The 18,685-nt window shown below is 69.8% G+C and carries 19 protein-coding genes and 1 tRNA gene; 6 read left to right on the top strand and 14 right to left on the bottom strand.

Going from position 1 to position 18,685, the window contains the following annotated elements; all coding sequences use genetic code 11:
* Positions 1–7: 7 nt before the first annotated feature.
* Positions 8–739 carry a cytochrome c gene (locus ACAM54_RS22205; RefSeq protein ID WP_369648938.1) on the bottom strand — a complete coding sequence of 244 codons (732 nt, stop codon included), beginning with the start codon at positions 737–739 and terminating at the stop codon, positions 8–10.
* Entirely contained in the window at positions 736–924 is a 189-nt protein-coding gene (locus tag ACAM54_RS22200; RefSeq protein ID WP_369648937.1) for a DUF2970 domain-containing protein, read from the bottom strand. Before ACAM54_RS22200 ends, ACAM54_RS22205 begins: the two co-directional genes overlap by 4 nt.
* A gap of 101 nt (positions 925–1,025) precedes the next feature.
* On the opposite strand from ACAM54_RS22200, the gene ACAM54_RS22195 reads away from it, so the two are divergent.
* On the top strand, positions 1,026–2,480 hold the full coding sequence (locus ACAM54_RS22195; protein ID WP_369648936.1) for a PLP-dependent aminotransferase family protein: 1,455 nt from the start codon (positions 1,026–1,028) through the stop codon (positions 2,478–2,480).
* Complete coding sequence (gene alkB / locus ACAM54_RS22190) at positions 2,477–3,139, top strand: DNA oxidative demethylase AlkB (RefSeq protein ID WP_369648935.1); 663 nt, start codon at positions 2,477–2,479, stop codon at positions 3,137–3,139. Before ACAM54_RS22195 ends, alkB begins: the two co-directional genes overlap by 4 nt.
* A 298-nt stretch (positions 3,140–3,437) precedes the next feature.
* Here the strand turns inward: alkB and ACAM54_RS22185 are convergent, their stop codons facing one another.
* Positions 3,438–3,764 (bottom strand): NIPSNAP family protein, encoded by a 327-nt coding sequence (locus ACAM54_RS22185; protein WP_209500887.1) that lies wholly within the window; start codon positions 3,762–3,764, stop codon positions 3,438–3,440.
* Between the two features lie 229 nt (positions 3,765–3,993).
* Positions 3,994–4,070: transfer RNA gene (locus ACAM54_RS22180), tRNA-Met, on the bottom strand.
* Between the two features lie 148 nt (positions 4,071–4,218).
* On the opposite strand from ACAM54_RS22180, the gene ACAM54_RS22175 reads away from it, so the two are divergent.
* Positions 4,219–4,887 carry a sigma-70 family RNA polymerase sigma factor gene (locus ACAM54_RS22175; protein ID WP_369648934.1) on the top strand — a complete coding sequence of 223 codons (669 nt, stop codon included), beginning with the start codon at positions 4,219–4,221 and terminating at the stop codon, positions 4,885–4,887.
* Positions 4,884–6,122, top strand: a complete 1,239-nt coding sequence (locus tag ACAM54_RS22170) for a hypothetical protein (RefSeq protein ID WP_369648933.1) — start codon at positions 4,884–4,886, stop codon at positions 6,120–6,122. The genes ACAM54_RS22175 and ACAM54_RS22170 overlap by 4 nt, the downstream gene beginning before the upstream one ends.
* 40 nt (positions 6,123–6,162) lie before the next feature.
* On the opposite strand, the gene ACAM54_RS22165 is transcribed toward ACAM54_RS22170, so the two are convergent.
* Complete coding sequence (locus tag ACAM54_RS22165) at positions 6,163–6,942, bottom strand: enoyl-CoA hydratase (RefSeq protein WP_145740055.1); 780 nt, start codon at positions 6,940–6,942, stop codon at positions 6,163–6,165.
* 167 nt (positions 6,943–7,109) lie between these two features.
* On the opposite strand from ACAM54_RS22165, the gene ACAM54_RS22160 reads away from it, so the two are divergent.
* Positions 7,110–7,712, top strand: coding sequence for a DUF2325 domain-containing protein (locus tag ACAM54_RS22160; RefSeq protein ID WP_369648932.1), 603 nt, complete (start codon positions 7,110–7,112; stop codon positions 7,710–7,712).
* Positions 7,713–7,719: 7 nt separating this feature from the next.
* Here the strand turns inward: ACAM54_RS22160 and ACAM54_RS22155 are convergent, their stop codons facing one another.
* Genes ACAM54_RS22155 through ACAM54_RS22145 form a run of 3 tightly spaced genes read right to left on the bottom strand, consistent with a single transcriptional unit; the run spans position 7,720 to position 11,455 of the window.
* Entirely contained in the window at positions 7,720–9,576 is a 1,857-nt protein-coding gene (locus ACAM54_RS22155) for a M61 family metallopeptidase (RefSeq protein WP_369648931.1), read from the bottom strand.
* The gene (locus tag ACAM54_RS22150) at positions 9,576–10,298 is read right to left on the bottom strand and encodes a DsbC family protein (RefSeq protein ID WP_145740061.1); all 723 of its coding nucleotides are present in this window, start codon (positions 10,296–10,298) and stop codon (positions 9,576–9,578) included. Before ACAM54_RS22150 ends, ACAM54_RS22155 begins: the two co-directional genes overlap by 1 nt.
* Positions 10,299–10,318: 20 nt before the next feature.
* Positions 10,319–11,455: an FAD-dependent monooxygenase gene (locus ACAM54_RS22145; RefSeq protein WP_145740063.1), complete on the bottom strand. Its 1,137-nt coding sequence runs from the start codon at positions 11,453–11,455 to the stop codon at positions 10,319–10,321.
* 97 nt (positions 11,456–11,552) lie between these two features.
* Between ACAM54_RS22145 and ACAM54_RS22140 the strand changes: the two genes are divergently transcribed.
* On the top strand, positions 11,553–12,434 hold the full coding sequence (locus ACAM54_RS22140; protein ID WP_369648930.1) for an MOSC domain-containing protein: 882 nt from the start codon (positions 11,553–11,555) through the stop codon (positions 12,432–12,434).
* A gap of 13 nt (positions 12,435–12,447) precedes the next feature.
* Here the strand turns inward: ACAM54_RS22140 and rbsD are convergent, their stop codons facing one another.
* The 6 genes from rbsD to ACAM54_RS22110 are packed head-to-tail and all read right to left on the bottom strand — an operon-like array spanning position 12,448 to position 18,543.
* Positions 12,448–12,846, bottom strand: coding sequence for a D-ribose pyranase (gene rbsD / locus ACAM54_RS22135; protein WP_145740067.1), 399 nt, complete (start codon positions 12,844–12,846; stop codon positions 12,448–12,450).
* Positions 12,843–13,811 (bottom strand): ribokinase, encoded by a 969-nt coding sequence (gene rbsK / locus ACAM54_RS22130; protein WP_369648929.1) that lies wholly within the window; start codon positions 13,809–13,811, stop codon positions 12,843–12,845. The genes rbsD and rbsK overlap by 4 nt, the downstream gene beginning before the upstream one ends.
* The gene (locus tag ACAM54_RS22125) at positions 13,808–14,917 is read right to left on the bottom strand and encodes a LacI family DNA-binding transcriptional regulator (protein WP_369648928.1); all 1,110 of its coding nucleotides are present in this window, start codon (positions 14,915–14,917) and stop codon (positions 13,808–13,810) included. Before ACAM54_RS22125 ends, rbsK begins: the two co-directional genes overlap by 4 nt.
* Positions 14,918–14,942: 25 nt before the next feature.
* Entirely contained in the window at positions 14,943–15,926 is a 984-nt protein-coding gene (locus ACAM54_RS22120; RefSeq protein ID WP_145740073.1) for an ABC transporter permease, read from the bottom strand.
* The gene (locus ACAM54_RS22115) at positions 15,923–17,542 is read right to left on the bottom strand and encodes a sugar ABC transporter ATP-binding protein (protein WP_369651008.1); all 1,620 of its coding nucleotides are present in this window, start codon (positions 17,540–17,542) and stop codon (positions 15,923–15,925) included. The genes ACAM54_RS22120 and ACAM54_RS22115 overlap by 4 nt, the downstream gene beginning before the upstream one ends.
* Positions 17,543–17,586: 44 nt before the next feature.
* Entirely contained in the window at positions 17,587–18,543 is a 957-nt protein-coding gene (locus tag ACAM54_RS22110) for a sugar ABC transporter substrate-binding protein (protein WP_369648927.1), read from the bottom strand.
* Positions 18,544–18,685: the final 142 nt, after the last annotated feature.

Raw genomic sequence — 18,685 nt, 5'->3', positions numbered from 1 at the left:
CGGCGCCTCACTTCGGCATGCCGCCGCAGCGCATCGGCAGTGCAGCGGGCAGCGAGGCAGCGGGCTTCGGATCGGCCGGCATCGGCTGCACCGCGAGCCAGCTGGCCACCGCATTGATGTCCGTGGTGGTCATGCGGCGGCCGATCTCGGCCATGCAGTCGGGCGCCAGCGCATGCCGCTCGCTGGTAAGCCAGGCGCCGAGCTGCGAGGACACGTAGAGGCGGGGCAGCCCCAGCAGCCCCGGAATGGCCGGCTGCACGCCGGTGAGCGCGGCGCCGTGGCATTGCACGCAGGCCGGAATTTGCCGCGCCGCATCGCCTTCGAGCGCCAGCTGGCGGCCGCGCGCCAACTGCGCGGGTGGCGCGTCGCTCACGGGCGAGACGGGCGGATAGGGCAGGTCCAGGCCCGCGAAGTATTCGGCCATTTCCATCAGGTAGGCATCGGAGAGGTGCTGCACCATGTAGCTCATGTCGGCGTTGAAGCGCCGGCCGTCGCGAAAGCTCCGCAGCTGGTTGAACAGGTAGCCCGCAGGCTTGCCCGAGAGGCGCGGAAAGTAGCCGGCGTTGGTGGTCGCGCCTTCGCGCCCGTGGCAGGCGATGCAGGCCGCCACGCGCTGTTCGATGCCGCTCGTGGAAGAGGCGGCCGGTGCGGCAGGCGTGGCCGCCATGGCGAAGATGCCGTGGCCGAGCAGCAGCGATGCAATGGCGGCGATGCGGCGGGCTGCGCTGTTCTTCTTCATGTGCCGGCCGCGAAGCGCGCCAGCGCCAGCACTCCCGCAATGAGCAGCAGCACCGTGACCAGCGCAACGCCGATCAGCGGCAAGAGCCCCACCTGTGCGGTGCGCCGGTCGGCATCCGCGCGGCGGCCGCCCAGCCCGATGAAACTCCAGAGAACCGCGCGTACCGCGCGCATGAGATTGGACATGCACCGACTGTGCCGCAAGCGCAGCCAAAAAAACAGATGCAGTTCCGAACCAAATCACCGGAGCAGATAAAGTCCCACCACCGAATGAAGACCGCCCCGCCATGAAGCGCTACGAAGCCCTTGCCGCCGACATCGAGGCGTCGATCCGCCGCGGCACGCTCAAGACCGGCGACCGGCTGCCCTCGGTGCGGCATACCGGCGAGAGCCGCGGCGTGAGCGCCTCCACCGTGTTCCAGGCGTACTACCTGCTGGAGGCGCGCGGCCTGGTGCGCGCGCGGGACCGCTCGGGCTACTACGTCACCGGCGGCGGGCTGCGCGATGCGCCGCCCGAGGCCAACCTCACGTCGCGCCCGGCCGAGGGCCCCAGGTCGCTCGACGTGAGCGACCACGTGTTCGACATCCTCGAGGCCAGCATGTCGCGCAAGGTGGTTCCCTTCGGCTCGGCGTTTCCGAGCCCGCTCTTGTTTCCGCTGGCGCGGCTGGGCCAGTTCATGGCCGCGGGCGCCAAGTCGCTCGATCCCTGGAGCACCGTGGACGACCTCACGCCCGGCAGCGCGGCCCTGCGCCGGCAGATCGCGCTGCGCTACCTGGGCGACGGCATGCAGGTGGCGGCCGACGAGATCGTCGTCACCAACGGCGCGCTGGAGGCGCTCAACCTGTGTCTTGCGGCGGTCACGCGCCCGGGCGATTCGGTGATCGTCGAATCGCCCACCTTCTATGCGGCCCTGCAGGCGCTGGAGCGCATGGGCCTGCGCGCGATCGAGGTGCCGACGCATCCGGGCGAAGGCATCGACCTGGCTGCGCTGGAGCTTGCCATTGCGGCGCACCGGCCCAAGGCCTGCTGGCTCATGACCACCTTCCAGAACCCGCTCGGCAGCCTGATGCCCGACGCCAAGAAGAAGGCGCTGGTCGAACTGCTCGCACGGCATGCGCTGCCGCTGATCGAGGACGACGTGTACGCCGAGCTCTACTTCGGCGACCGGCGCCCGCCGCCGGCCAAGGCCTTCGACACGCAGGGGCTCGTGCTGCATTGCTCGTCTTTCTCGAAATGCCTGGCACCGGGCTACCGCATCGGGTGGGCATCGGCCGGGCGCTTTGCGCGCAATGTGGCGCGGCTGAAGCTGACGACCACGCTCAGCACCTCGGTGCCCGCGCAGCTCGCACTCGCAAGCTACCTGGAAAAAGGCGGGCTCGACAAGCACCTGCGCAAGCTGCGCCAGGTCCTGGCCCTGCAGCAGGCGAGCTTCGCGCAGGCAGTGGGCCACTACTTTCCCGAGGGCACGCGTGCCACGCGGCCGCTGGGTGGCTACTTCATGTGGGTCGAGCTGCCGGCGCAGGTCGATGCGCTTGCCATCCACGCGCAGGCGCTGGAGCGCGGCATCAGCGTGGCGCCCGGGCCCATTTTTTCGGCCACGCGCGGCTTCGCGCACTGCCTGCGGCTGAACTACGGGCATGCCTGGGACGCGCAGAGCGAAAAGGCGATGCAGACCCTGGGGCGATTGGTGGCCGCGGCCGCGGCAGGCCGCCCGCCGCGCGAGAAAATCGTGCTGCCGTGACCTTCGATCTTTTCTCCGATGCCCTCGAAGATGCCGCATCGCCGCCCGGCAAGCAGTCGATCGGGCCCGGTGCGTTCGTCCTGCGCGGATTCGCGCTGCCTTGTGTCGACGAACTGCTGTCGGGCCTGCACGAGGTCGAGCATCGCGCCGCCTTCCGCCACCTGGTAACCCCCGGCGGCTTCACGATGTCGGTCGCCATGACCAACTGCGGCCGGCTCGGCTGGATCTCGGACCGGCGCGGCTACCGCTATGGCGAACACGATCCCGAAACAGGCCTGCCCTGGCCCGCGATGCCGGCCGCCTTTGCGCGCCTGGCCCAGGCCTCGGCCGCCGAGGCCGGGTTTGGGGGCTTCGAGCCCGACGCCTGCCTGGTGAACCGCTATGAGCCCGGCACGCGCCTGTCGCTGCACCAGGACAAGGACGAGCGCGACTACGGCGCGCCCATCGTCTCGGTATCGCTCGGCATGCCGGCCACCTTCCTCTTCGGCGGACTCGCCCGCAGCGACAAGGCCGCGCGCATTCCGCTGGTGCACGGCGACGTGGCGGTGTGGGGCGGGCCCGACCGGCTGCGCTACCACGGCGTGCTGCCGCTGGAAGACCGGCCGCACGCGCTGCTGGGCAGCCGGCGCATCAACCTGACTTTTCGCAAAGCGGGATGAAGCGGCCGCTCAAGTCAAATTGATGACTTGTTCCTTTTTTCTGTGCACAACTCTGTGGGTTGTCTGAGGACCAGGGTCGGCGGAGCCAGCATTGACGGGGGTTGGCACTAGGTTGCCTGCGGAATGGGCAGGGGGTGGAGCGGTGGAAAAACGCGGGGCGCCTGGAACGGATGTCTCGAAAAATCGAGCCGAATTCGTGACATACATCACGCTTGGGCGAGAGGACGCGATTTCATGGGAGCCCCTCAAGGACCTGTCGGAAAGCACTGCGCGCCGCTTCCGTCCACCGCGGAAGAGACTACTTCGCAGGCGAGAAAGAGGTTGGCGCCAAGAACGAGTTGTCCATCTTTGCAACGATCGGTCCGGCTGCCTCGCTCGCCTTTCTGACCTCGACCCATTCGGGATCGACGACGAACTTGCCCCACTTGGCCTCACGATCGGCCAGGCTCTCCCAGACAAGCATGTAGGTCAGCGCGTTGCTGTCAGGTCCGACGGCAGTCGTCCAATATCCGAGCTGACGAATTCCCAGCCGATTCCAGATGCCCACGGTGTGGTCGCGAAATCTGGCAAGAACGTCGGGTAGGCGGCCAGGCATTGCGGTATAGACGCGCAGTTCGTAGATCATCGACCTCAGTCCTGAAAAGATGGTTGCGAGTTGACGGGGTGGCGGGCACGACCGCCCGCTCACATTGTGCTGCCAGAGGTCCATCCACCGTCAAAGGAGATGGTGCAGTGACTGCGCAATGCCTCGGAAGCACCCGGACTGATGCGGGAGCAAGCGCAATGAAAAAAGCCCCAAGTAGTTGATTTACTTGGGGCTTTTAAGCTTCAGCGAGCGATCGCGGAAGCAGTGTTGGTGGCTCTTCACGGACTCGAACCGCGGACCTGTGGATTATGATTCCATCGCTCTAACCGACTGAGCTAAAGAGCCGTTCGGCACAGTTTTGTGCCGAGCCCAAGATTATAGCGCAGGCTGCGGGTCCCGAATCAAGCCCGGCGCGAAGCACTCGGTGTCTTTTTTGCGATGGCCGACCCCGAAGCCGGCCGCCGCCCGTACAACCCCGGGTGAAAATCCGCCGATGTCTGCGCTGCCCCGCGCCCCTTCCGCCAAAGCCGCCTCCGAGCGCGACGCCATGCCCGACGACCAGTTGATGCTGGCCTACGCGCGCGGCGATGGCGCGGCGTTCGACGTGCTCTATGCGCGCCACGAGGGCGGGCTGTTCCGCTTCGTCAAGCGGCTGCTGGGCACCCGGCTGGCCGCGCAGGCAGACGAGGTGTTCCAGGACACCTGGGTGCGCATCATCTCGGCGCGCGACAGCTTCTCGCCGCAGGGCGCCGCCTGGCGCACCTGGGCCTTCACGATCGCGCACAACCTGGCGATGGACCGGCTGCGCGTGAGCGGGCGCGAAGTGGCGCTCGATGCGCATCCGGACGATGGCGACGACGCTGCCCTTCCCGCGCTCGACCGCGGCGTGCGCGGCGCGATGGATGCCGCGGCGCATCCGTCTGCCGAAGAACTCGCGTTCTGGCGCGCCGCCGGCCGGCGCCTGCTGGCCTGTCTGGACGAATTGCCGCCCGAGCAGCGCGCCGCGTTCCTGTTGCACCATGAAGACGGATTGACCGTCGAAGCGCTCGCGGCCAGCCTGCAGATCGGCTTCGAAACCGTGCGAAGCCGCTTGCGCTATGGGCTGCAGAAACTGCGCGCCTGCATGGAACGCTACCTGTCGGTGCTGGAGCAGCGCGCATGAACACCGGCGGCGGCAACGGCACCCCCGGCTTTGAAGATGGCGCCGAGGACGCGGCGCTGCGCGATCCCGCACTGCGCCGCGCGCTCGACCACGCGCCCGACAGCGATGCATTGCCCGATCCGCGCACCCGCGACGCGATCCGGAAGATGGCGCACAACCTCGCGCCCATTCCCGCGGCGGCGCCGGCGGCCGAAGACAAGGGTGCCGCGCCTTGGTGGCGCCGGCTGTTCGGCGGTGGCGGAGGGTCGCATGCCCGCATGCCGTGGAACGCGGCCTTTGCGACCGTGCTGCTGGCCACCTTCGTGACCGTGCTCTGGCACCGCGAACCGGTGCCCGATGCGCGGCTGGATGGAGAGGCGGGCGTTGCCTCGGCGCCTGCGACCGCTCCGGAGGCGGCGCCGTCTGCGGCTGCAGTTCCGGGCCCAACCGCGGCTCAGGCGCCAGCGCCAGCTCAAGCACCGGCACCGGCACCAGCTGCGGTACCAGCGCCGGCTCCGGCGCAGCCCGAAGCGGCGCGAGACGCGGTGGGCGAAGAGTCAATGCGAAGCAGGGATATCGCAGTGCGCCGATCGGCGCCGCCCTCCGGCAAGAAGGAGGCTGCTGCACCGGCGCCCGAGCCCCAGACCCGCCCGGCCGCGCCAGAGCCGCCGCCCCTGCCAGCGCCGCCTCCCGCACCGGCTTCGCCGGCAGCAGCGATGGCACCGCCGCCGCCTCCTGCCGCCATGGCTCCCGCAGCGCCGCCCGTCACCCGCGAGGCGGTCAGCGGCGACGTTGCTGCTTCCTCTCCAGCCCTGTCGGCGCCGCAGCGCAGCCCCAGTGCCGAGGCCTCCAGCATGTTGCGCTCGGCCCCCGCGCCGCGCGCGGCTGTGGTGGCTGGCAAGGCCGCGGCGAGCCCGGCGGAGGGCGCCGCTGCGTTCTCGGCGCTCGACCAATGGACCTCGCTGAACGCGACACGCGCCGGGCAGGGCGTGCGCCACGCGCGCGGCGACACCGAGGGGCTGGCCGCGCTGGTCAACACGCTGGCCCGTTCGGCCACCACCGCGCCGGGCGCCGAGCTGGCCACGCCGGTCGAGGCGCGGCTGGAGCTCTACCGCGGCGGCACCTTGCTCGCGGTACTCGAGATCGCGGGCGACCAGGTGCGCTGGACGCCGCAGGGGGCGGGAGCTGGCGCCTCGGTCGGCACGCCGCCGGCGCCGGCGCTGGCCGAATTGAGGGCGCTGCTCGCGCGCCAGTAGTGCGGGGGGCGGCGAGGGGCGCGGCCCCGCGCGCTGTCGCTCAGGCGTTCTTGAAGTCCGGCTGGCGCTTGGCGAGGAAGGCGTCCATGCCTTCCTTCTGGTCGGCCGTGGCAAACAGCGCATGGAACAGCCGGCGCTCGAACATCACGCCGTCGGAGAGGCCGCTCTCGAAGGCGCGGTTGACCGACTCCTTGGCCGCCATCACCGCGATCTGCGAATAGCCCGCAATGACCAGCGCGGCACCGAGCGCCTCGTCGGCCAGCTTTTCATAAGGCACCACGCGGCTCACGAGACCCGCGCGTTCGGCTTCGGCGGCGTCCATCATGCGGGCGGTGAGCGCCATGTCCATGGCCTTGCTCTTGCCCACCGCGCGCGGCAGGCGCTGCGTGCCGCCGGCGCCGGGGATCACGCCGATCTTGATTTCGGGCTGGCCGAACTTGGCGTTGTCGGCCGCAATGATGAAGTCGCACATCATCGCAAGCTCGCAGCCGCCGCCCAGCGCGAAGCCGCTCACGGCCGCGATCACGGGCTTGCGGATCGAGCGGATGGTTTCCCAGTTGCGCGTGATGTAGTCGCCCTTGTAGGTGTCGATGAAGCTGTACTTGGCCATGGCGGCGATGTCGGCGCCGGCCGCAAAGGCGCGTTCACTGCCCGTCAGGATGATGCAGCCGATGGCGTCGTCGGCGTCGAAGGCCTTGAGCGCGGTGCCCAGCTCGGTCATGAGCGCGTCGTTGAGCGCGTTGAGCGCCTTGGGCCGGTTGAGGGTGATGATGCCGACCTTGCCTGCTTCGGTCCGCACTTCGATGTTTTCGTAGCTCATGGTGTCTCCGGGAGAAGGAAAAAACGCGCTTCACTATACCCAGCATCCGGCGCAGGCGCGCTGGCGGCGGTTGGTGCGCACAGCCGCTTGCCACCGCCGAGTCCACTTCGTCTTCGGGGCCCAGTTGAGAATTGATCTCATCTAGAATGCCCGCCATGGAGTTCCCGATGCAAGAACATGCCGTGCTGCTGCGGGCCTATGCCCGGGTCCAGGAACGCTGCTCGCAAGTGATGGCCGAGCAGGTCGCGCGCATCGCGCAACTCGAGGCGCAGGTCGTGCGGCTGCGCGGCGCGCTGGTGGCGCGCGATTCCGCCGTTGCGATCGTGCGCGAAGAACTCGCGGCGCGCGCCGCCGCGGGCCGTGCGCTGCCGAAGCGCCTCGATGCGCTGCTGGCACCGGCGGCAAGCCGCCGCCGCGCCATGCCGCGGCCCCATGACGCGGCCCCGGCCGACCTGCGCGAAAAGGCGGTGCTGTGCGTCGGCCGCGAGGACGATGCGCCATCGCTCGCGCGGCAGCTGGTGGAGATTGCCGGCGGCCGCTACCTGCACCACGACGGCGGCGACGATGCCGACGAGCTGGCACTCGAAGCCGGGCTGCGCGCCGCCGACCTTGTCATCTGCCAGACCGGCTGCGTGAGCCACGGCGCCTACTGGCGCGTGCAGGACCATTGCCGGCGGACCGGCAAGCCCTGCGTGCTGGTGGGCGAGCCGCAGCCGATCCAGTTCGTGCGGCAGCCGCCGGCCGCCGCTGCCGCGGAAAGCGAACGCTAGCGGGTTCTCAGCGCCGCGCGCCCGGCGCGAGCCAGGCCGCGATCTTTGCCGCGTCGTGCGAGAACAGCCGCCAGGTGGTTGCGCCTTCCGGCGGCACCAGCGGCAGCCTCAGCAGCTTGCGGTCGCGCGCCACCAGCGCGGTGCAGCGCGTGGCGTCGCCGAGGTACAGCGCCAGGTCGTCGAGCTTGGCGATGCGCCAGGCCTGCGCGGGGCGCTGCTGGCCCTTGCGGCCGATGGCGGGCAGTTCGATGCCGATCCACTCGTCGTTGGCCGAGAAGCCGGCCTTTTCGGCGGCGCCGCCGCGCAGCACCACCTTGACCTGGACGCTGCCGTTGGCCTCGGCCACGCGCAGGCCCAGCGCCTGCGCCTGCTGCGAGGGGTCTTCGAGCGCGGCCACGCCGTGCGAGCGCAGCAGTTCGGCCAGCGGCAGTTCGTCGGTCGAGTGGATCCACTGCGCGATTTCTGCCGCATAGGAGCGGCCGCCCACGGCCTCGAGCGCCGCGGCCACGTCGACTTCGCTGATCGGGCCGCCATCGCCTTGCGTCCACAGGTGGCGCATCACGTCGTCGAGCGTGCCCTTGCCTTCGCGGCGCAGCGTGAGGTCGAAGCACAGCGCCACCAGCGCGCCCTTGGTGTAGTAGCTGACGGTACCGTTGGGCGTCTGCTCGTCCTGCCGGTAGTACTTGACCCAGGCGTCGAAGCTCGCCTCGGCCACCGACTGCACGAGCCGGCCCGGCGTCTGCAGCACCTGGTTCACGGTCTTGTTGAGCAGTCGCAGGTAGCCGGCGTCGTCGATGCGGCCGGCGCGGCGCAGCAGCAGGTCGTCGTAGTAGCTGGTGAAGCCCTCGAAGAACCACAGCATCTGCGTGTAGTTCTCGCGGCCGTAGTCGTAGTGCGCGAATTCGGCCGGCCGCATGCGCTTGACGTTCCAGGTGTGGAAGTACTCGTGGCTGATGAGGCCCATCAGCGTGGTGTAGCCCTCGGGCTGCTTCTTCGCGCCGCGCTGCGGCAGGTCGCGCCGGTTGCAGATCAGGGCGGTGGAGTGCCGGTGCTCGAGCCCGCCGTAGCCGTCGTCCACGGCATTGAGCATGAACACGTAGCGGTCGATCGGCGGCTTGGGGCCGCCGCGCTTGCCGGCCTTGTCGCCGTGCCAGAAGCGGATCTCGGCTTCGCAGATGGCCTGCGTGTCGGCGATCAGGCGTTCGCCGTCGAACGAGGCGGCGGCACCGGCGATGACGAAGCGGTGCGGCACGCCGCAGGCCTCGAACTCGGCGCTCCAGAAGGGGCCCATCTCGACCGGGCTGTCGGCCAGCTCGTCGTAGCCGGCGGCCAGATAGCGGCCGAAGCCGTGCTTGTCGATCTTCGCGGGCACGAGCGCGGTGGCGCACGACCAGCGCGCATCGTCCCCGGGCGGCAAAGCGGGCGCGCTGATTTCCAGCACATGCGGCGCATCGGCCTGGCCCTCGACGCGCAGGCACAGGCTGGTGCCGTTGAAGAAGCCGCGGCCGGCATCGAGCCAGGCGGTGCGCACCGAGTTGTCGTAGGCGCAGACCTGGTAGTGCAGCACCAGCGGCTGGCCCGGCACGCAGTCGACCTGCCAGCTGCACTTGTCGAGCTGCGTCAGCGCGGGCTTGCGGCGTCCTTGCGTGGCGCGCAGGCCCTGCAGGTTCTTGGCGAACTCGCGCACCAGGTAGCTGCCTGGAATCCACACCGGCAGCGCCACGCGCTGCTGCGCGGCGGGGGCCTCGATGGTCAGGGTGACGGCGAACAGGTGCGCATGGAGGTCGGCGCACTCGATGCGGTAGTGCACTGCGGCGGCCGGCGCAGCCGCTCGCGCGCGCCGGGAAACGGTTGGCGCGGCCATCAGTTGATGGAGGCGGCGAGTTGCTTCTCGACCTGGTCCGCGGGAATGGCGCCCGGCGCGCGGGTGCCGTCGCTGAAGATCAGCGTGGGCGTGCCGGTGATGTTGTACTTGCGGCCGAACTCGACGTTGCGCTGCAGCGCCGTGACGTCGCAGCTGGTTGCCGCGGTGGCGGGCTTGACGCTGGTTTCCATCCAGTCGCCCCAGGCCTTGCCCTTGTCCTTGCTGCACCAGATGTCGCGCGACTTGACGGCCGAATCGGGGCCGAGCACCGGGTAAAGGAACAGGTAGACGGTGACGTTGTCGACGGTCTTCATGTCTTTCTCGAAGCGCTTGCAGTAGCCGCAGTTCGGGTCTTCGAACACCGCGAGCTTGCGCTTGCCGCTGCCGCGCACGATCTTGATGGCGTCTTTCACGGGCAGCTTGTCGAACGACACCTGGCTGAGCTTCTCGATGCGCTCCTCGGTCAGGTTCTTGCGCGCATTCACGTCGATCAGGTTGCCCTGCAGCAGGTAGTTGCCCTGCTCGTCGGTGTAGTAGATCTGGAAGCCGTTCACGCGCACTTCGTAGAGGCCCGGCAGCGGCGACTTGGTGACTTCGTCGATGGCGGGGAACTGCGGAATGCGTGCCGGAAGGTTCTTGCGGATCTCGGCCTCACCGGCCAGGGCCGTGGCGGCCGCAGCCAGCGTGCAGGCGGCGAGAAGAAGGTTGCGTGCGAGTTTCATTGGAAGTCCGGTCGATGGATTCATGCCTTCAAGCCCATCGCCTGGTTGGCGATCCAGTGCTTGAGGAGGCGCGTGCGGTCGAAGCCGCGCATGCCCCAGTTGCGCAGCGCGGGCAGGGGCCCCACGCTGTGCGAGAACAGCTGCTGCAGGCCGTCGGTGGCCAGGCTCATCTGCAGCACGTCGGCGCGGCGCGCGCGCTCGTAGCGGCGCAGCAGGCGCGGATCGCCCACGCTGCGCCAGTACTCGCGCTGGCGGATCACGTCGGCCAGCATGGCCGCATCGGCCAGGCCCAGGTTGAGGCCCTGGCCTGCGAGCGGATGCACCGTATGGGCCGCATCGCCGGCCAATGCCCACGACTGCGCAGCCGTACCCTGCGCCTGCGGCATGGTGCCGGTCCAGCGATCGGCAATGGCGCGCGCGAGCGGCCAGGCGGCGCGCTCGCTCGTGAGCCGAAGCGGGCCGAGCGCGCCATGGCTGGCTTCGCTCACCGCGGCGTTGAATTCCTCGTCGCCTTGCGCCAGCAGCGCGGGCGCGCGGAGCTGGTCGACCGACCACACCAGCGCCAGCGAACGGCCCTGCACGCCGCCCATCGGCAGCAGCGCCAGCACCTCGCCCGTGTCGTTGAACCACTGGCGCGCCACGCCGTCGTGCGGCTGCGCCGCTTCGAGCCGCGCCGCAATCGCATGCTGCGGATAGCGCGTGACGGCATAGCTCACGCCAAGCGCGTCGCGCGTGGCGCTGGCCTTGCCTTCGCACACCACGGTAAGCGGCGCGGGCACGGGTGCGGCCACGACCTCCACCTGGGGCTGGAAGCGCACCGCATCGGCCAGCTGCTGTTCGAGCGCCGGCACGTCGACGATCCAGGCCAGCGCATCGACCTTCTGCCGCACGGCGCTGAACTGCACGCGCCCGCCTTCGTCGCCGTGCACGAGCATTTCGCGCACCGGCGTGGCATGCGCGGCGTCCGGCCAGGCGCGCAGCGATTCGAGCAGGGTGCGGGAGGCGGTGTTGAGCGCATAGGCCCGGATGTCCTGCTTGCCGGCCGCGGCGGGCGGAACCACCAGCGCGACGCGCACGCGCTCGCGTGCGAGCAGCAGGGCCAGCGTGCGGCCCACGATGCCGGCGCCGCGAATGCAAACTTCAGGAGGGAGGGCCATCCGGCCATTGTAAGAACAAGCCCAATCCCGGGCTGCGCCCTGGCGGGCCGATGCGGGACAATCGCGGCCCAATTCCAAGGAATCCAAGGAACCCCACGTGCCACAGCCCGCCTTCGACATTGAAGCCACCATTGCGCGCCTGTTCGTCTACCCCGTGAAATCGTGCGCGGGGGTCGAACTTCCCGAGGCGTTGCTGACCGAAACCGGCCTGGAATTCGACCGCGCCTGGATGGTGGTCGACGCCCAGGGCGAATTCGTGACCCAGCGGCAATTGCCGCGCATGGCGCTGATCCGTCCGCAGATGAAGCACATGGAAGTGGTGCTGCGCGCGCCGGGCATGCTGGCCCTGCATCTCGCATTCGACCGGGTCGAGAAGCCGGTGCGCGTGCGCGTCTGGAAAGACGAGGTGGCCGCCTACGACATGGGTGACATCGCCGCCCAGTGGTTCAGCGACTTTCTCTCCGAACCGGGCCGGCCGCAGGCGCTGCGCCTGGTGCGCTTCGACCCCGAGCACAAGCGCCTGTCGAGCCTGCAGTGGACCGGCGGGGTCGAGGCGACGAACCAGTTCGCCGACGGCTTTCCGCTGCTGGTGGCCAGCGAGGGGTCGCTGGCCGAACTCAACGAGCGCCTGGCCGCTGCGGGCCACGACGCGGTCGGCATCGAGCGCTTCCGGCCGAACATCGTGCTGGCCGGCATCGAGTCGCATGACGAGGACCGGGTCGACGCGCTGCACATCACCACCGGCGAGGGCGAGGCCGAGCTCAAGCCCGTCAAGCCCTGCACCCGCTGCCCGATTCCCGACATCGATCCGGCCACCGCCACGAGCAGCCCCGAGGTCGGCGACATGCTGCGCACCTACCGCGCCGATCCACGTGTCGACGGACGCATCACCTTCGGCATGAACTGCATCGTGCTGCAGGGCGTGGAGCACATGCTCAAGGTGGGGCAGCCGGTAGGCGCGAACTACCGCTTCGACTAGGCCCTGGCCGGCTCTAGAAGGTCACGCCGGCGTACAGGACGATGTTGGCGTAGGGCGTGCATTCGCCCGTGCGGATCACCGCCCTGGCGCGTGCGCTCAGGCGCTTGAGTTCCTCGTGCGACACCGTCTCCGGCAGGGCGGCCAGCTGGCCTTCGCACCATGCCGGCAGCTGTCCCGCCGGCAGCTGCCCGATGGCTTCGCGCGCGATCAGCGCGCGCTCCACCTGCATCTCCGAAAGCACGACCTTGAGCACGTCCGCGACCCGCGGAATCCCCGGCGTGAGCGCCAGGTCGATGCGCCGGGGGCCGTCGGGAATCGGCAGGCCGGCATCGCCGATCACCAGCATGTCGCCATGGCCGAGCGCGGCAATCACTTGCGAGAGTTCGGCATGCAGCAGGGCGGTACGTTTCACAGCGCGGTCCAGTCGGGAGGCATGGGGCTTTGCAGCACGGCGTCGCGCTGCGGAATGGAAGGCTGGGCGCCGGGCCGCTGGATGCACAGCGCGGCGGCGCGGATGCCCAGGCGCACGGCTTCGTCGAAGGACTGGCCCTCGCCCAGTGCCACGGCCAATGCGCCCAGGAAGGTGTCGCCGGCGGCCGTGGTGTCGACCGCCTGCACCCTGGGCGCGGGATGGTGGCGCGCGCCATCGGCATCGATGGCCACGGCGCCGCGCGCGCCCAGCGTGACGACCACGCGCGCGACGCCCTTGGCGCGCAAGGCCTGGCCGGCCAATGCGGCTTCCTGCGGGCTGTCGGCGGCCTGGCCGCACAGCGCCTCGGCCTCGATCTCGTTGACGACCAGCGTGTCGATGCGCGGCCACAGCGGCTCGGCGATCGGCTGCACCGGCGACGGGTTGAGCAGCACCCTGCAGCCGGCCTCGTGCGCCACCGAAATGGCGCGCGCGACCTGGTCCATCGGTATCTCGAACTGCGTCACCAGGAAGGCCGCGCCCTGCAGCTGCTGCCGCAGCGCCGCCGCGTCGATCTCGGCCTGCGCGTTGGCGCCGGGGATCATCACGATGCGGTTCTGGCCGCCGTCTTCCACCAGGATCAGCGCGGTGCCCGTGGGCTCGCTGCTGCTCGTGCGCAGCGCGGCGGTGTCGATGCCGTCGCACATGAGCGCGCCGCGCAGCGCCTGGCCGTGCGCGTCGGCGCCCACGCAGCCGATCATGGCCACCCGGGCGCCTTCGCGCGCGCAGCTCACGGCCTGGTTGGCGCCCTTGCCGCCCGGGATGTGGGCGATCGAATGGCCCAGCAGGGTTTCGCCCGCGGCCGGTGCATGCGGCACGCGCAGCACGATGTCCATGTTCAGGCTGCCGAGCACCACGATGCGCGGCGGCTGGGCGGCGCTGGAAGAGGAAGAAGGCTTCGAACTCACGGGGTGCGGGACTTTCGGCTTGGCGCGGCTGCCGCTTCGGACGCGGGGGCGGAAGAGGACGAGGAAGAAGAAGACGGTGCAGCGGCCTCGCGGAAGCTCGCATGCCGCGCGGTCGAGGCGCGCACGCGCAGCTCGGGCTGCAGCACCACCTTGCGCGCATCGCGCCGCTTGCCGCCCACGCGCTCCAGCAGCATGTCGACAGCCAGCGCGCCGATGCGCTCCTTGGGCTGCGCCACGGTGGTGAGCGGCGGGCTGGTGTAGGCCGAGAGTTCGATGTCGTCGAAGCCCACGATCGAGAGCTCGTCGGGCACGTGCACGCCGCTTTCATGCGCGGCGCGCAGGGCGCCGATGGCCATCAGGTCGTTGCAGACGAAGACGGCCGAGGGCGCCTCTTCGGTGCGCAAGATGGCGTGCATCGCCTCGTAGCCGCCCTGGCTTGTGAAGCCGCCGCGCCACAGCAGGGCGTCGGCATTCGGCGCGGTGCCGTTCTCGGCCAGCGCCATGCGCCAGCCCTCGATGCGCTGCTCGCTCGGCATCACGCCCACCGGCCCGCCGATGCAGGCAATGCGCTTGTGGCCGAGCGACAGCAGGTGCCGCACCGCAAGCAGGCCGCCCTGCATGTGGGCTGTTTCCACCAGGTCGCAGGCCGGGTCGGCAATCTCGCGGTCGACCAGCACCGTGGGAATGCGCAGGCCGTGCAGCTGCGTGACGAGCGAGTCGTCGTCGCCGGCGCCGGTCGACACCACGATCAGCCCGTCGATGCGGCGCTCGGCCAGCACCTGCAGGTAGACGCTCTGGCGGCGCGGCTCGTCGTCGGTGTTGCACAGCACCAGCGTGTAGCCGGCGCCGAAGCAGCGGTCTTCGACGATGCGCACGATCTCGGCAAAGTAGGGGTTCGAGCTGTTCGGAATCAGCATGCCGAGCGTCGAGGTGGTGTTGCTCTTGAGGCTGCGCGCCATCGCATTGGGCACGTAGCCCAGCTCGCGGATGGCCTGTTCCACGCGCTCGCGGCCCTTGGCGCTCACATGGCGCGTGTCGTTGACCACGTGCGAGACGGTGGTGACCGAAACTCCCGCGCGCAGCGCGACGTCCTTGATGGTGGCCATGGTGGCTTCCCCTTTTGTTGCAGCGTCAGGCCAGGCGGCGATCGGCCCGGCGCTGGCGCAGGGTGTCGATGATCACCGCAACCACGATGACCGCGCCGGTGATGATGCGTTTGCTCGGCTCGCTGGCGCCCACCTGCGCGAGTCCGGCCTCGAGCACCGCGATGATCAGCACGCCGAAGAAGGTGTTGACCACCGAGCCGCGCCCGCCCATGAGACTGGTGCCGCCGATCACCACGGCCGCAATCACCTGCAGCTCGATGCCGACGCCGGCGTTGGGGTCGGCCGCTTCGAGGCGGGCCGACTGCATCAGGCCCGCGAGCCCGGCCAGCAGGCCGGTGGCCGCGAACACGATGATGCGGATCGGCCGCGGATCGATGCCCGCGAGCCGCATCGCTTCTTCGTTGGTGCCGATGCCCACCACGTGCCGGCCGAACACCGTGCGCGTGAGCACCAGCTGGCCGGCGGCCACCAGCACCACCGCGAGCACGAAGGCCGCGGAGATGCCGCCGAGCCACGGCGCGGCCAGGCCCGAGATGGCATCGCCCACGTACTGGGTGCGCGAATCGGTCACCAGGTAGGCGCCGCCGCGCACCGCCTCCAGCATGCCGAGCGAGACGATGAAGCTCGGCAGCCGCCATGCGACCGACACCGCGCCCGTCACGCTGCCGCACACCAGGCCGGTGGCCAGGCCCAGCGCCGCGGCCACCGGCACCGAGAGTTTCCACTGGAGGATGGCGGCGGCCGTGACCGCCGCGCTCAGCGCGAGCACCGAGCCCACCGACAGGTCGATGCCCGCGATGATCAGCACGAAGGTCATGCCGACCGCCATCACCGCGAGCGCGGGAATCTCGTTGGCAATGGAGATGAAGGTTTCGCGTGTGAGGAAATATTCGCTCAGCGTGCCAAAGAGCGCGACCATGCCCACGAGCACGACGGTCAGGCCCACGTAGGTGCCCAGCTGGCCCTTCAGGGCGGAGGGCGGAGCGGAGGTGGCGGCGGCTGCGGTCATGGTGTGTCGGCGGTGGCCGGTTGGCCCGGATTCGAATCGGAAATGGCGGAGCCCGCCGTGGGGGTTGCTGCGGTGGCGGCGCGGCCTGCCGCATCGCTGAAGGCGGCGGCCAGCAGCGATTGCTCGCTCCACTGGCCGCGCTCGAACACCGCGACCAGCCGGCCGGCGCTCATTACGCCGATGCGGTCGCACATGGCCATGAGTTCGCGCAGGTCGCTCGACACCATCAGGAGCGCCTTGCCGGCGTCGGTCATGCGGTCGAGCTCGGCGTACAGGTCGGCACGCGCGCCGACGTCCACGCCGCGCGTGGGCTCGTCGAGCAGCAGCACCTTGCATTCGCGGTGCAGCCAGCGCGCGAACACCACCTTCTGCTGGTTGCCGCCGCTCAGGGTGGCCACCGGCTGCTCGATGCTGCGCGAGCGGATGCGCAGCAGCTCCACCAGCCTCCTGGCAATGCCGCGCTCCTTGGCGCGCTGCAGCCAGCCGGCGTGCGAGATGGCGCCCAGGTCGCTCAGCGTGGCGTTGACGCGGATCGGCTGCGGAAGCAGCAGTCCCTGCGACTTGCGGTCCTCGGTCACCAGGCCGATGCCGGCGCGGATGGCCTGCATCGGCGAGCGCCAGCCCTTGCGCACGCGCAGCACCGGCTGCGTGGCGGCGATGCCGTCGTAGAGAAGAATTTCGCCGCGGTCGGCGCGGTCGGCGCCGAACAGCAGGCGCACGAGTTCGGTCCGGCCCGAGCCGACCAGGCCCGCCAGGCCCATGACTTCGCCCGCGTGCAGGTCGATGTCGACGTCCTTCACGGCCTCGGCCCGGCCGATGCCGCGCGCGCTCAACAGCACCGGCCCGGCCACGCGGCGGTCGCGGCCTTCGTGCTCGTGCACCGCGCGGCCCACCATGCGCTGCACCAGCTCGGCTTCGCGCACGCCGGCCATCGCGCGCACGTCCACCAGCCGGCCGTCGCGCAGCACCGCCACGCGGTCGGCAATGCGCTGCAGCTCTTCGAGCCGGTGCGACACGTAGACGATGGCCACGCCGCGCGCCTTCAGCAATTCGATCTGCTCGAACAGGTGCGAGGTCTCGCGCGGCGTGAGCATGGCGGTGGGCTCGTCGAGCACCAGCACGCGCGTGTCGTCCTGCAGGTTGCGCGCAATCTCGACCATCTGCTGCTGGCCGATGCCCAGCCGCGCCACGGGCGTGGCCGGGTCGATATGTTCCATGCCGATCTTCGCGAGCTGGCGCGCGGCCATCTCGTGCAGCTTGCCGCGGCGGATCCAGCCGGTCTGGTTGGGCAGCCGGTCGAGCAGCAGGTTCTCGGCCACCGACAGCGTGGTGACCAGCCCCAGCTCCTGCATGACCATGCGCACGCCCAGGCGCTCGGCGTCGCGGCGCGAGGCGGGCTGGAACGCCGCGCCGCCCAGCAGCATCTGCCCGCGCGTGGGCTGCACCAGGCCGCAGACGATCTTCGAGAGCGTGCTCTTGCCGGCGCCGTTCTCGCCCGTGAGCGCGAGCACCTCGCCGGCGTTCAGCACCAGCGAGACGTCGTCGAGCACCGGCGCCGCATAGTCCTTGCCGAGCGCGCTCAGCGAGAGCACGGGCACGGCAAGGCCGATGTTCATGGCGGCGGCGGTTGCGTTCAACGTCGGCTCTTTTTCTTCTGGGCTTACTTCGCGGAGGACTTGGTGACCAGCACCACGTCGGTCTTCACTTCGGCCGGCATGGCCGATTGCGGCTTCTTCTCGGCCAGCGCCTTGAGCGCGGTCTCGATGCCGAACACCGCCTGCTTGGCCGCGAACTGGTCGGCGGTGGCAAGCACGCGGCCGTCCTTCAGCATCGGCTTGATGGCGCCGATGTTGTCGTAGCCCACCACCAGCACCTTGCCGGTCTTGCCCGCGGCCTTGACGGCAGCGACCGCGCCCAGCGCCATGCTGTCGTTGCCCGCGAGCAGCGCCTTCAGGTCGGGGTGCTCGCGCATCATGCCGGCGGCCACCGTGTTGCCCTTGTCGATCTCCCACTGGCCCGACTGCACGCCCACCACCGTGGCGCCGGCGGCCTTCATGGCGTCCTGGTAGCCGAGGGTGCGCTGCTGCGCATTGAAGGTGGTCGACACGCCTTCGATGATGCCGACCTTCTCGCCGGCCTTCAGGCTCTTGGCAAGCTCGTCGCCCACCAGCTTGGCGCCGGCGCGGTTGTCGGGGCCCACGAAGGGCACCTGGATGCCCTTTTCCTTGAGCGCGGCGGCGTCGAACTGGTTGTCGATGTTGACCACCAGGATGCCGCGGTCGATGGCCGCCTTGACCACCGGCACCAGCGCCTTCGAATCGGCCGGCGCGATGACCAGCGCATTGATCTTCTGCGCCATCATCTGCTCGACCATCTTGATCTGGGCGGCCGTGTCGGTCTCGTCCTTGATGCCGTTGGCCACCAGCGTGTATTCCGAGGCATGTGCCTTCTGGTGCGCCTTGGCGCCGTCTTCCATGGTGCGGAAGAATTCATTGGCCAGCGACTTCATGACCAGCGCGACCTTGGGCTTGTCCTGGGCCAGGGCGGGCGAGGCGGCGAAGGCGCCCAGCAGCGCCAGGGCGGCTGCGCTTTGCAGCGTGCGGCGGGTGAACTTCATGGGTGATGTCTCCTGAGGTGGTTGAGCGGTTCGCCGGTCTGTGGCCGGGGCACCGATGTTAACCAACGAAAACGTTTGCGCAAACGTTTGCTAATCCGGTTTAACCCTGATTTTTCTGAGCACCTTCCAGGGCGAGCGAAGC

The sequence above is a fragment of the Variovorax sp. V93 genome (assembly GCF_041154485.1).
Taxonomy (GTDB): domain Bacteria; phylum Pseudomonadota; class Gammaproteobacteria; order Burkholderiales; family Burkholderiaceae_C; genus Variovorax; species Variovorax beijingensis_A.
The sequence above is the reverse complement of the archived record's forward strand: the minus strand, read 5'-3'. Positions and strand labels throughout refer to the sequence as shown.

Excerpts from the sequence above, each read along its gene's own strand:
- ACAM54_RS22205 (WP_369648938.1), bottom strand. The coding sequence starts at position 739 with ATGAAGAAGAACAGCGCAGCCCGCCGCATCGCCGCCATTGCATCGCTG.
- ACAM54_RS22200 (WP_369648937.1), bottom strand. The coding sequence starts at position 924 with ATGTCCAATCTCATGCGCGCGGTACGCGCGGTTCTCTGGAGTTTCATC.
- ACAM54_RS22195 (WP_369648936.1), top strand. The coding sequence starts at position 1,026 with ATGAAGCGCTACGAAGCCCTTGCCGCCGACATCGAGGCGTCGATCCGC.
- ACAM54_RS22185 (WP_209500887.1), bottom strand. The coding sequence starts at position 3,764 with ATGATCTACGAACTGCGCGTCTATACCGCAATGCCTGGCCGCCTACCC.
- ACAM54_RS22175 (WP_369648934.1), top strand. The coding sequence starts at position 4,219 with ATGTCTGCGCTGCCCCGCGCCCCTTCCGCCAAAGCCGCCTCCGAGCGC.
- ACAM54_RS22170 (WP_369648933.1), top strand. The coding sequence starts at position 4,884 with ATGAACACCGGCGGCGGCAACGGCACCCCCGGCTTTGAAGATGGCGCC.
- ACAM54_RS22165 (WP_145740055.1), bottom strand. The coding sequence starts at position 6,942 with ATGAGCTACGAAAACATCGAAGTGCGGACCGAAGCAGGCAAGGTCGGC.
- ACAM54_RS22160 (WP_369648932.1), top strand. The coding sequence starts at position 7,110 with ATGCAAGAACATGCCGTGCTGCTGCGGGCCTATGCCCGGGTCCAGGAA.
- ACAM54_RS22155 (WP_369648931.1), bottom strand. The coding sequence starts at position 9,576 with ATGGCCGCGCCAACCGTTTCCCGGCGCGCGCGAGCGGCTGCGCCGGCC.
- ACAM54_RS22150 (WP_145740061.1), bottom strand. The coding sequence starts at position 10,298 with ATGAAACTCGCACGCAACCTTCTTCTCGCCGCCTGCACGCTGGCTGCG.
- ACAM54_RS22145 (WP_145740063.1), bottom strand. The coding sequence starts at position 11,455 with ATGGCCCTCCCTCCTGAAGTTTGCATTCGCGGCGCCGGCATCGTGGGC.
- ACAM54_RS22125 (WP_369648928.1), bottom strand. The coding sequence starts at position 14,917 with ATGGCCACCATCAAGGACGTCGCGCTGCGCGCGGGAGTTTCGGTCACC.
- ACAM54_RS22120 (WP_145740073.1), bottom strand. The coding sequence starts at position 15,926 with ATGACCGCAGCCGCCGCCACCTCCGCTCCGCCCTCCGCCCTGAAGGGC.
- ACAM54_RS22115 (WP_369651008.1), bottom strand. The coding sequence starts at position 17,542 with ATGAACATCGGCCTTGCCGTGCCCGTGCTCTCGCTGAGCGCGCTCGGC.
- ACAM54_RS22110 (WP_369648927.1), bottom strand. The coding sequence starts at position 18,543 with ATGAAGTTCACCCGCCGCACGCTGCAAAGCGCAGCCGCCCTGGCGCTG.